This window comes from Sulfurivirga sp., assembly GCF_015490265.1.
In the GTDB taxonomy this organism is placed as follows: domain Bacteria; phylum Pseudomonadota; class Gammaproteobacteria; order Thiomicrospirales; family Thiomicrospiraceae; genus Sulfurivirga.
This window is the reverse complement of the sequence record NZ_WFYD01000032.1, coordinates 1-10,694: the sequence shown is the minus strand read 5'-3', so window position 1 is coordinate 10,694 and position 10,694 is coordinate 1. Positions and strand designations below refer to the sequence as shown.

Here is a 10,694-nt window from a genome sequence, read left to right as displayed (position 1 = left end):
TCGCCGTCGAAGGCGATGCCCAGATCAGCACCGGTTTCCAGCACTTTGGCACGCAGCGCGCGGGTGTCGGTGGCGCCACAGCCCTGATTGATGTTGAGGCCATCCGGCGTCACGCCGATGGCCGTCACTTCGGCGCCCAGCTCCCGGAACACGCTGGGGGCGACATGGTAGGTGGCGCCATTGGCACAGTCCAGCACCACCTTCATCCCCTGCAGGCCACCGGGAGCACGGTAGGTGCTCTTGCAGAATTCGATGTACCGTCCGGCGGCGTCGTCGATGCGCCGCGCGCGCCCGAGCCGGTCCGGCGAAGTCATCTCGAAGGCGCATTCTGAAAAGACGGTTTCAATCTCTTCGGTAAGCGCATCATCCAGCTTGGCGCCAGCTGAGGAGAAGAACTTGATGCCGTTGTCGGTGTAAGGGTTGTGGGAGGCGCTGATCACCAGCCCGATGTCTGCGCTGAAGGTGCGGGTCAGGTAGGCGATCGCTGGCGTGGGCAGCGGGCCGGTCAGCAGCACGTCGATGCCGGCGGCGATCAGGCCCGACTCCAGCGCCGCCTCGAACATGTAACCGGAAATGCGGGTATCCTTGCCGATGAGCACCTGACTCATGCTATGACGGGCCATCACCTGTCCGGTGGCCCATCCCAGCTCCAGCACACGGTCAGGACGGATGACCCCCTCTCCAACGTGACCGCGTACCCCATCGGTGCCGAAAATGGATATCTTCTCGCTCATAGCAGCGTCATGGTGATGTTGAGACTTTCTACGGTGGGGCGCACATCATGCACCCGCACCACACTGGCCCCCTTCAGGGCCGCCAGCGTGGCCGCCGCCACACTGCCGGTGACCCGCTCCAGCGGATTGTCCCGCCCCAGCAGCTCACCGATCATGCGCTTGCGGGACACCCCCACCAGCAAGGGATGTCCCAGCGCCACCAGCTTGTCCAGCTCCTGAAAGAGCGCCCTATTATGCCCCAGCGTCTTGCCGAAGCCAAAACCCGGATCCAGCCAGACGGCGTTGGCCTCCAGCCCCGTGGCCGCCATGACCGCTTCGGCCCGCTGATGCAGAAAGGTGGCCACCTCCGCCACCACATCCCGATACTGCGGGTTGTCCTGCATGGTGCGGGGATCCCCCTGCCGATGCATCAGACAGACCGGTGCGTGATGGCGCGCCACCACCTCCACCGCGCCCTCCGCCTGCAGGGCGTTGACGTCATTGACCAGCGCCACCCCCGCCTGCAGCGCCGCCTCCATCACTTCGGGCTTGCTGGTGTCGATCGACAGCGGCAGATCGCTCACCTGACGCACCCATTCGATGGCGGGCATGACCCGCTCCAGCTCCACCTCCAGTGGCACCGGCTCAGCGCCCGGACGAGTGGACTCGCCACCAATGTCGATCATGTCGGCACCGTCCCGGGTCATGGCTTCAGCCTGGCGCTTGATGGCCTCCTCCGTCGTCCAGCGTCCGCCGTCCGAGAAGGAGTCGGGTGTCACATTGAGAATGCCCATCACCAGCGCTCGGTCCAGCGGCTCACCGCGCAGCAGTCGTTCAAATCGGTTCATGGCCACTCCACACAAAAAGCCCCTGCGTCAACAGGGGCCATTTCTGATCAACTGGAAAGCGTCCCGCTACTGCAGCTTGGGCGCACCCTCGCCCACTGGCGGGGACGACTCGCCCTCGCCCTGCGCGCCCTCATCGGTGGCAGCGGGTGCGGCCTCGGCCGGTGCGCCGCCCTGCGGCGTCGGCGTCCGGGGCTGCTGCCAGTCCTTCGGCTCGCCCGGATCCTCGCCGCGCATGATGCGGTCGATCTGATCCTTGTCGATGGTCTCGTACTTCATCAGCGCATCCGCCATGGCGTGCAGCTTGTCCAGATTGTCCTCCAGGATCTTCTTGGCACGGGCGTAGTTGCGGTCGATGATGCGGCGTACCTCCTCGTCGATCAGCTCGCGCGTCTCATCGGAGATGTGGCTGGTGACCGCGCCGGCACCCAGGAAGCCATTTTCCTCTTCTTCTTCATACAGCAGCGGTCCGAGTCGCTCGGACAACCCCCACTTGGTCACCATGTTGCGCGCCAGCTTGGTGGCCCGCTCAATGTCGTTGCTCGCGCCGGTGGTCACCTTCTCGGGACCGAAAATGATCTCCTCGGCGATGCGTCCACCATAGAGGCTGCACAACTGGCTCTCCAGCTCCGTTTTCGAGTGGCTCCAGCTGTCTTCCTCCGGCAGGTACATGGTGACCCCCAGCGCACGGCCACGGGGAATGATGCTCACCTTGTAGACCGGGTCGTGCTCCGGCATCAGGTAGCCGACGATGGCGTGACCGGCCTCGTGGTAGGCGGTGAGCTTCTTCTCCTCTTCGCTCATGACCATGGTCTTGCGCTCCACGCCCATGAGGATCTTGTCCTTGGCCTGCTCGAAGTGGCGCATGTACACCTTGTCGGAATTCTCCCGCGCCGCGATCAGAGCCGCCTCATTGACCAGATTGGCCAGATCGGCACCGGAGAAACCCGGAGTGCCACGTGCAATGACGGCGGGATCCACATCCTCACCCACCGGAATCTTGCGCATGTGCACCTTGAGAATCTGTTCGCGGCCGCGCACGTCCGGCAGACCGACGGTCACCTGACGGTCGAAGCGACCCGGACGCAGCAGCGCCTTGTCGAGCACGTCCGGACGGTTGGTGGCGGCGATGACGATGATGCCCTCGCTACCCTCGATGCCATCCATTTCCACCAACAGCTGGTTGAGGGTCTGTTCGCGCTCGTCATTGCCGCCACCGATGCCGACGCCACGGCTGCGGCCCACCGCGTCGATCTCGTCAATGAAGATGATGCACGGCGCGTTGGCGCGCGCCTGCTCGAACAGGTCGCGCACGCGGGAGGCGCCCACGCCCACGAACATCTCCACGAAGTCGGAGCCGGAGATGCTGAAGAAGGGCACATTGGCCTCGCCGGCGATGGCCTTGGCCAGCAGGGTCTTGCCCGTGCCCGGCGGGCCCACCATCAGCACGCCCTTTGGAATCTTGGCGCCCAGGCGCTTGAACTTCTCCGGGTTCTTGAGGAAGTCCACTACCTCCTTGACTTCCTCCTTGGCCTCCTCGGCGCCGGCCACATCGTCAAAGGTGACCTTGACCTGCTCGGGCGTGAGCATGCGCGCCTTGGACTTGCCGAAGGAGAAGGGGCTGTTCTTGCCACCCACGCCGCCACCGGCCATGCCGCGCATGGCCCACAGCCACACGGCGATCAGCAGCAGCATCGGGAACCAGGAGATGAAGATCTGCATCAAGAGGCTCTGCTGCTCCGGCGGGCGTGCCACCACACGCACGTTGTTGTCCAGCAGGTCGCCCATCAGGCCGGGATCGCCCGGGTTGTAGGTGGCGAAGCTGCTGCCATCGGCGTAGATGCCGCGGATGCGGTTGCCCTGAATCTCCACCTGCTTGACCTTGCCGGCACGCACATCCTGAATGAACTGGGTGTAGTCCAGCTGATGGCTCATGGTCATCTTCTGGCCGCCGAAGTGGTTGAACACCGTCAGCAGCACCACGGTCAGCACCGTCCAGATGACCAGGTTCTTGATCAGATCGCCGTTGTCGTTGGGGTTGGGTTTGTTCGCCATATGAGATCAGCTATTTTTCTTCTCGGATCGTTAACTTTACTCTATCCTGACAGGGAATGCCACATCATGATAAGTTTTTCTAAAGCTTTATAAATTTTTTTTATTCCTTGCCAGCAGATAGACCTCCCGACTGCGGGGACGGGAAGCCTTGGGCTTGCGGGTCAGCACCTTGCCATAGCGCGCGCGCAGTTCTTTGAGCAGTTGATCGAAGCCCTCGCCCTGAAACACTTTCATCAGCAGGTCGCCGCCGGGCTTGAGCGCCTGATCGGCGAAATCCACCGCCAGCTCCGCCAGATACATAGCGCGCGGAATGTCCACCGCCCTGTTGCCGCTCATGTTGGGTGCCATATCGGACATGACCAGATCCACCGGCCGCCCGCCCAGCGCATCCAGCAGCGCCTGATACACCTCATCCTCGCGGAAGTCCCCCTGAATGAAGGTCACGCCCGCAAAGGGCTCCACCGGCAGGATGTCCAGCGCATAGACATGCCCCTTCTCGCCGATGCGGTGCGTCGCCCACTGGGACCAGCCACCAGGTGCCGCCCCCAGATCGACTACCGTCATGCCCGGCCGGAACAGACGGTCCTTCTCGTCGATCTCCTGCAGCTTGTAGACCGCGCGGGAACGCCACCCCTCCCGCTGCGCCTTCTGCACGTAGAAATCGTCGAAATGCTCCTTCAGCCACCGTTTGGAAGATTTGCTGCGCGCCATAGGCCGTACAATATGTCGTCAGTCACAGAGAGGAAAGATTATATGGCCCTGACCATCAACCAGAAGAAATTCCTGCGCGGCCTCGCGCACCACCTCAACCCGGTCATCCTCGTGGGCGGCAAGGGCATCACCGAAGGCCTGCTGGCGGAGCTGGACAGCACCCTCAGCCACCACGAGCTGGTCAAGATCAAGATCAACGCCGGCGACCGGGACGACCGCAAGGCGGCCATTGAAGAGATGGTCGCCGCCACCGGCGCCGAACTGGTGCAGACCATCGGCAAGGTGTGCGTCCTCTACCGCCCCAACCCCGACAAGAAGCCCGCAGACCGCATCCAGCTGCCGAAAAACTGAGCACGCCGCCGGCGCGCCAGCCGGGCAGCCTGCAAAAATGGGGGAGACCCCGTTACGGACGGCCACAATGCCGGAAAGCGGCTCAATGCCTGCCGCCCGGCGAAAAACGCAACACCTGCACGCCGGGCCAGACCGACGTCTGGCAAAAACGGGGGAGACCCCGTCACGGCGTGCCTGCACCGGTCTGAAACCCACTCCAACGGACGGTCACACCGGTGAGATCGGAAACCGACCCACCAGAACCGGCGGTATACCATTCCCGATCACTCGCACGGCGAAAAACACGCCCAAACGCCCTTTGCCGGTGGAAACGCGGGCATTTTTCCGGCGGCGGAAAAACGCGCATCGCAAAAATGGGGGAGACCCCATAGAAGCGCCGGTTCCGGGAGGGAAAGGCCGCATGTCGGAATAACGGACATGATGTGGGGCATGACTGGGCGTAAGGCCCGCCTGCTCAGGCCTGCCCTGACTCGACTCGAACAAAGGCGGTGACCCAGACGGCACCTGCAACCGGAACGGCCTCCATTGAGAGGGACCACGGCGGCACTTTAATAAACAGATTCAGATGACGTCCCAACCGAGCCGACACCGCTATATCAGCTGGGACAGCCCCCGATCCAGATCGGCCTGAATGTCCTCGATCGCTTCCAGCCCGACGGAGACGCGCAGCAGGCTGTCGGTGATGCCCGCCGCCTCGCGCACCTCCGGCTCCACCCGGCTATGGGTGGTGGTGGCCGGATGGGTGATCAGCGTCTTGGTGTCGCCCAGATTGGCGGTGATGTGGATCATGCGCACGCTGTCGACCACCTTCCAGGCCGCCTCCCGACCGCCCCGGACATAGAAGCTCACCAGCCCCCCACCGCTTTTCTGCTGGCGTATGGCCAGCGCATGCTGCGGATGGGACGGCAGGCCCGGATAGAACACCTTTTCCACCGCCGGATGGGCCTCCAGCCACTGCGCCAGCGCCAGCGCGTTGTCCGAGTGGGCCTTCATGCGCACGTGCAGGGTTTCCAGCCCCTTGAAGAACACCCAGGCGTTGAACGGACTCATGCTCGGTCCGCAGGTGCGCAGAAAGCCGCGCACATGCTCCTCGACGAGCGCTTCCGGCCCCACGACGGCGCCACCGACGCAGCGGCCCTGCCCGTCGAGAAACTTGGTGGCCGAGTGGATCACGAAATCGGCGCCCAGTCTGAGCGGCTGCTGCAGCGCCGGCGTGCAGAAGGCATTGTCCACCACCAGCCAGCAGCCGTGAGCGTGGGCCAGCTCCGCCAGCCGGGCGATGTCGGCCACCTCGGTCATGGGATTGGAGGGGGTCTCCAGAAACAGAATCTTCGTCTCCGGCCGAATGGCCACCTCCCAGGCAGCGTAGTCGCTCAGCGGCACATAGTCGGTGCCGATGCCCAGCTTGCCGAGATACTTCGAAAACAGCACCTTGGTGGTACCGAAGATGCTGCGGGAACTGACGATATGATCACCGCTTTCCAGCAGGCCAAGCGTCAGCGACAGGATGGCGCTCATGCCGGAGGCGGTGCCCACGCACGCCTCGCCCCCCTCCATGGCTGCCAGCCGCTGCTCGAAGGTGCGCACCGTCGGGTTGGTGAAGCGGGAGTAGATGTTGCCCGCCTCCTCACCGGCGAAGCGGGCCGCCGCCTGTGCGGCGGAGTCGAAGGCAAAGCTGGAGGTGGGAAAGATGGCCTCGCTGTTCTCCCCCTCCTGCGTGCGGGCGTAGCCGCCGTGAATGGCAAAGCTCTCCTCGTGCCAGTCCATGTCAGCCTCCCACATTGGTCATGCCCACCGGCTCGTCCCCCACCGGCGCCTTGCCGTGGCGGTTGCGCTCCAGCGCGGCCAGATAGTCGGCGTCAATATCACCGGTGACGTATTCGCCGCTGAAGCAGGAGGTATCGAAGCAGGGCACCACGGGGTTGCCCTCGCGCACCGCCTCCACCAGATCGTCCAGATCCTGATAGATGAGCCGGTCGGCGCCGATGAACTCGGCGATCTCCTCCACCGTCTTGTTGCTGGCGATCAGCTCGGAGGCCGCCGGCATGTCGATGCCATACACATAGGGATAGCGCACCGGCGGCGCGGCGGAGGCGAAATAGACCTTGCGCGCGCCGGCATCGCGGGCCATCTGAACGATCTCGCCGGAGGTGGTGCCGCGCACGATGGAGTCATCCACCAGCAGCACATTCTTGCCCTCGAACTCAAGCGGCACGGGGTTGAGCTTCTGACGCACCGACTTCTTGCGCAGCTGCTGCCCCGGCATGATGAAGGTGCGGCCGATGTAGCGGTTCTTGATGAAACCTTCCCGGTAGGGCTTGCCCAGGGTTTCCGCCAGCTGCAGGGCGCTGGTGCGGCTGGTGTCGGGAATGGGCATGACCACGTCGATGTCATTGTCCGGCCATTCGCGCAGGATCTTCTCGCCCAGCTTGCGCCCCATGCGCAGACGCGCCTTGTAGACGGAAATGCCGTCGATGATAGAATCCGGGCGGGCGAAATAGACGAACTCGAAGATGCACGGCGCATGCTGTGGGTTGTCGTGGCACTGCTCAAACAGCAGCCGTCCATCGGCGGTCATCACCACCGCCTCGCCCGGTGCCACGTCACGCACGATGCGGTAGCCCAGACTGTCCAGCGCCACGCTCTCGGAAGCGACGATGTAGTCTTTGCCACCGGCTTCGTTCTCCCGCTCGCCCACGATGAGCGGGCGCAGCCCGTGCGGATCGCGGAAGGCGAACACGCCGAGCCCCGCAATCATGCCCACGGTGGCGTAGCCGCCGCGCACCCGTCTGTGCACCCGGCGAATGGCGGCGAACACGTCCTCCGGCGTGGGCGTGAGCGTGTTCTGGCGCAGCAGCTCATGGGCGAAGACATTGAGCAGCACCTCGGAGTCGGAATTGGTATTCAGATGGCGCAGATCCTGCCGCCAGATCTGCTCGCGCAGCTCGTCCGCATTGGTCAGATTGCCATTGTGGCCCATGACGATGCCGTAGGGCGCGTTCACATAGAACGGCTGCGCCTCGGCGCTGGAACTGGTCCCTGCGGTGGGATAGCGCACATGGCCGATGCCCATCGCCCCGATCAGCTCGCGCATGTGGCGGGTGCGGAACACATCCTTGACCAGACCGTTGTCCTTGCGCTGGAAGAAGCGGTCGCCCGCGCAGGTGACGATGCCCGCGGCGTCCTGCCCCCGGTGCTGCAGGATGGTCAGGGCGTCATAGATTTCCTGATTGACCAGTGTCCCGTCCGTATGGACGATGCCGACGACTCCACACATGCTCAGTTCTTCTCCCTGCTGATGCGTTCCACGATCGAATTGGTTCGAAAGCGCCGATCCACGAGCTTCTTGATGCGGCGTGCCTGACTGCGGCTGGCATAGGGACCGATGCGCACCGAATAGAGCCTGCGCCCGTCCCGGGTCTTGAAGACGCGATAGGTTGCATCATAGCCCGCCTCGTTGAGCCGCGCCACCAGATCGTTGGCCTGACGCGCCGTGTAGTAGGTGACCACCTTCACCAGCCAGCCCGTGTGCCGCGCAGCTTTCGCCTGTCTGCCGCCGTCGTGGACGGTTGTCTTGCCTGCAGTACCGGCCGGCCTGTCTGCTTGCGGCGCCGGCACACGGTGGCCGGGTGCAGTCGTCCTCTGTGGTAGAGACGGTTTCGGCTGCTCATCGGCTTGAGGTTTTTCCTTAACGACGGACGCAACGGAGGGCTTTTCCGCAACGGTTCGCTCCGGCAGGCGTTTGACCGGCGCCGTTTCGGGAATGGTCAGAGGGGTGTCCACCACCACCGGCGTCGTCTTTTTCTCCGTTGCATCGTCAGTCATGCGGTCGGGAGAAAATCGCACCGGCTGCCAGCTGCCCACCAGCAGGATCAGCACGAGAAACCAGATCACCACACCCGTCAGCTGATTGCGCAGCGTCTCATCCATGCCCCAGCCTCTCCAGAACACCGCCCACCGTCACCAGCGAGCCCCATGCCAGCACCGGCGCCTGCGCCTGCCGGGCCGCCGCCACGGCTGCATCCAGATGCTCATGGGGCGTGACAGCCGACTCGTCCACCCCCGCCGCCCGCAGTGCCTCCTTCAGGGCGTCCAGCGGCATGGCGCGCGCATCCTCAAGCGGCGCCACATGCCAGTGGGCCACATGGGGCGCCACCGCCTCCACCATGGGACGCACATCCTTATCATTGAGGGCGGAAAAGACGCACTGCCAGCCCCGCTCCGGCCGCCCCGCCAGATAGTCGGCCAGCGCCCGCGCGCCCTGCGGATTGTGGGCCACATCCACCAGCCAGGACTGCCCCGCCACCTGCAGATGCTGCAGCCGACCGGGATGACGCACCTGCCGCAGGCCCCGTTCGATGTGGGTGCGGGTCAGATAGAACTGCACCGGCAGCCGCTCCAGCACCGCCAGCACGCCGGCGGCGTTCTGCAGCTGAAAGTCGCCGGGCAGCGCCGGTTCCGGCAGACCGTTGAGGCGTACGCCTCCTTCATAGTCCCACAGCACGCGGTGACGGCGCCAGTGGAAATCCCGCCCGGCCAGCGCCAGCGGCACCGCCTGCGCCTCAGCCACCTCCAGCACGCTCCGGGGCGGATTGGGGTCGGACACCACCGCCGGGCGGCCCGAACGCAGAATGCCCGCCTTCTCCCGCCCGATGGCCTCGCGGTCATCCCCCAGCCAGTCGGCGTGATCCACATCAATGGCGGTGATCAGGGCAATGTCGGCGTCCACGGCGTTGGTGGCGTCAAGGCGTCCGCCCAGCCCCACTTCCAGAATGATGGCGTCAAGGAACTGCTGGCCGAACAGCCACAGTGCCGCCAGTGTGCCGAACTCGAAGAAAGTCAGCAGCGTGTCCTCCCGCGCCCTGTCGATGGCGTTGAAGGCCGCCACCAGCTGCTCGTCGGACACGGGCGTGCCGTTGATGCGGATGCGTTCGTTGTAGCGGATGAGATGGGGCGAGGTGTAGGTGCCCACCTGGTAGCCGGCACCGGCGAGAATGGCCTCCAGCATGGCGACGCTGGAGCCCTTGCCATTGGTCCCCGCCACGGTGATGACGGTGGCACGCGGCGCCAGCACGCCCAGACGTTCGCCCACCCGGCGGACCCGTTCCAGCCCCAGATCGACCGCGCGCGGATGCAGGCGCAGCTGGTAGTCCAGCCACTGTTGCAGCGAGCGGTCGTCGGATTCGATCATGTCCTCAGGCGGGGCGGTTCATCAGCATGCGGCACATGAGCGCCAGTTCCTGACGCATGTCGCGCCGGTCGATGATGCGGTCGATGGCGCCATGCTCCAGCAGGAACTCGCTGCGCTGGAACCCTTCCGGCAGCTTCTCGCGCACCGTCTGCTCGATCACGCGCGGGCCGGCGAAGCCGATCAGCGCCCCCGGCTCGGCCACATTGATGTCTCCCAGCATGGCGAAGCTGGCGGACACCCCGCCCATGGTGGGATCGGTCAGCACCGAGATGAACGGAAGTCCCGCCTCGCGCAGGCGCCCCAGCGCCGCGGAGGTCTTGGCCATCTGCATCAGGGAGAACAGCGACTCCTGCATGCGCGCACCACCGGAGGCGGAGAAGACCACAAAGGGACATTGCAGCTCCAGCGCCTTGTTGACGCCACGGACGAACTTCTCACCCACAACGGAACCCATGGAACCGCCCATGAACTTGAACTCGAAGGCGCCGGCAACCATCTGCAGGCCTTCCACCTCGCCCACCATCATGATCAGCGCGTCCTTTTCGCCTGTGGCCTTCTGGGCCTGACTGATGCGGTCCCTGTACTTCTTCTGGTCGCGGAAACCGAGAATGTCGATGGGCGACACCTCGGCGGCGATCTCCTGTGCCGTGCCCGCATCAAACAGGTGCTTGAGGCGTTCACGCGCACCGATACGCATGTGATGGCCGCACTTGGGGCACACATGCAGGTTGCGCTCCAGCTCGGCGCGATAGAGCACGTTCTCACACTTGGGACACTTGACCCACAGCCCCTCCGGAATGGAGCGCTTGCGCTCCGTCGCCCGCTTGA

At 64.6% G+C, this 10,694-nt stretch carries 9 protein-coding genes and 1 pseudogene; 1 reads left to right on the top strand and 9 read right to left on the bottom strand.

Annotated elements, in window-relative coordinates; all coding sequences use genetic code 11:
- From glmM to rlmE, 4 genes and pseudogenes are all read right to left on the bottom strand, one after another.
- Positions 1-734: pseudogene (glmM, locus tag F8K16_RS02465) on the bottom strand (phosphoglucosamine mutase); the annotation flags it as partial.
- Positions 731-1,561: a dihydropteroate synthase gene (folP, locus tag F8K16_RS02460; RefSeq protein ID WP_294946467.1), complete on the bottom strand. Its 831-nt coding sequence runs from the start codon at positions 1,559-1,561 to the stop codon at positions 731-733. The gene folP and the pseudogene glmM, both read right to left, overlap by 4 nt.
- 66 nt (positions 1,562-1,627) lie before the next feature.
- Entirely contained in the window at positions 1,628-3,613 is a 1,986-nt protein-coding gene (gene ftsH, locus F8K16_RS02455) for an ATP-dependent zinc metalloprotease FtsH (RefSeq protein ID WP_294946465.1), read from the bottom strand.
- Between the two features lie 87 nt (positions 3,614-3,700).
- Positions 3,701-4,324 (bottom strand): 23S rRNA (uridine(2552)-2'-O)-methyltransferase RlmE, encoded by a 624-nt coding sequence (gene rlmE / locus F8K16_RS02450; protein ID WP_294946463.1) that lies wholly within the window; start codon positions 4,322-4,324, stop codon positions 3,701-3,703.
- A 42-nt stretch (positions 4,325-4,366) separates the two neighbouring features.
- Between rlmE and yhbY the strand changes: the two genes are divergently transcribed.
- Positions 4,367-4,675 (top strand): ribosome assembly RNA-binding protein YhbY, encoded by a 309-nt coding sequence (yhbY, locus tag F8K16_RS02445; protein ID WP_294946460.1) that lies wholly within the window; start codon positions 4,367-4,369, stop codon positions 4,673-4,675.
- A gap of 591 nt (positions 4,676-5,266) precedes the next feature.
- Here yhbY and F8K16_RS02440 read toward each other — a convergent pair.
- From F8K16_RS02440 to accD, 5 genes are all read right to left on the bottom strand, one after another.
- Positions 5,267-6,442 (bottom strand): O-succinylhomoserine sulfhydrylase, encoded by a 1,176-nt coding sequence (locus F8K16_RS02440; protein ID WP_294946458.1) that lies wholly within the window; start codon positions 6,440-6,442, stop codon positions 5,267-5,269.
- A 1-nt stretch (position 6,443) separates the two neighbouring features.
- The gene (gene purF / locus F8K16_RS02435; RefSeq protein WP_294946455.1) at positions 6,444-7,952 is read right to left on the bottom strand and encodes an amidophosphoribosyltransferase; all 1,509 of its coding nucleotides are present in this window, start codon (positions 7,950-7,952) and stop codon (positions 6,444-6,446) included.
- Positions 7,953-7,954: 2 nt separating this feature from the next.
- A complete protein-coding gene (locus F8K16_RS02430; protein WP_294946452.1) occupies positions 7,955-8,605 on the bottom strand; it encodes an SPOR domain-containing protein in 651 nt (216 codons plus the stop codon).
- On the bottom strand, positions 8,598-9,866 hold the full coding sequence (gene folC, locus F8K16_RS02425; protein ID WP_294946449.1) for a bifunctional tetrahydrofolate synthase/dihydrofolate synthase: 1,269 nt from the start codon (positions 9,864-9,866) through the stop codon (positions 8,598-8,600). Before folC ends, F8K16_RS02430 begins: the two co-directional genes overlap by 8 nt.
- Before the next feature lie 4 nt (positions 9,867-9,870).
- Positions 9,871-10,694: acetyl-CoA carboxylase, carboxyltransferase subunit beta (gene accD / locus F8K16_RS02420; protein ID WP_294946447.1), on the bottom strand; the 824-nt coding region annotated here is incomplete at its 5' end.

Excerpts from the sequence above, each read along its gene's own strand:
- folC (WP_294946449.1), bottom strand. The coding sequence starts at position 9,866 with ATGATCGAATCCGACGACCGCTCGCTGCAACAGTGGCTGGACTACCAG.
- rlmE (WP_294946463.1), bottom strand. The coding sequence starts at position 4,324 with ATGGCGCGCAGCAAATCTTCCAAACGGTGGCTGAAGGAGCATTTCGAC.
- F8K16_RS02440 (WP_294946458.1), bottom strand. The coding sequence starts at position 6,442 with ATGGACTGGCACGAGGAGAGCTTTGCCATTCACGGCGGCTACGCCCGC.
- ftsH (WP_294946465.1), bottom strand. The coding sequence starts at position 3,613 with ATGGCGAACAAACCCAACCCCAACGACAACGGCGATCTGATCAAGAAC.
- folP (WP_294946467.1), bottom strand. The coding sequence starts at position 1,561 with ATGAACCGATTTGAACGACTGCTGCGCGGTGAGCCGCTGGACCGAGCG.
- F8K16_RS02430 (WP_294946452.1), bottom strand. The coding sequence starts at position 8,605 with ATGGATGAGACGCTGCGCAATCAGCTGACGGGTGTGGTGATCTGGTTT.
- yhbY (WP_294946460.1), top strand. The coding sequence starts at position 4,367 with ATGGCCCTGACCATCAACCAGAAGAAATTCCTGCGCGGCCTCGCGCAC.
- purF (WP_294946455.1), bottom strand. The coding sequence starts at position 7,952 with ATGTGTGGAGTCGTCGGCATCGTCCATACGGACGGGACACTGGTCAAT.